The sequence below is a fragment of the Lacinutrix sp. MEBiC02595 genome (assembly GCF_053601555.1).
Genome location: NZ_JBSHNU010000149.1, coordinates 1 through 310, shown reverse-complemented (window position 1 = coordinate 310; position 310 = coordinate 1). Strand labels below are relative to the sequence as shown.

Annotated in this window: 1 protein-coding gene; it reads left to right on the top strand. The window is 43.5% G+C overall.

Translation table 11 applies throughout. From position 1 onward, the window contains the following. A partial coding sequence (locus ACVCZW_RS02840; protein ID WP_452231600.1) for a hypothetical protein occupies positions 1–310 on the top strand: 310 nt, incomplete at both ends.

The following is a 310-nucleotide window of genomic DNA, read 5'->3' as shown; positions in this document are numbered from 1 at the left end:
CCGGAACAGTAACTGGAACCGTATATAATGATGAAGATGGTGATGGAACACAAAATGGAACAGAAACCGGATTTACTTCTCCAGTAACTGTATTTGCAGATTTAGATGGCGATGGTGTATTAGACGCAGGAGAGCCAACAGCAACAACAGCAACAGACGGAACCTATACTATAGAAGGAGTACCAGCAGGAACAGTAGATATCGTAGTAGATACAACTACTTTGCCAACAGGTGCTACTTTAACAGATGGAACAGAGCCAACCGAAGTAACGGTACCAGTAAGTGGAACAGTTACAGCAGGAACAGATGG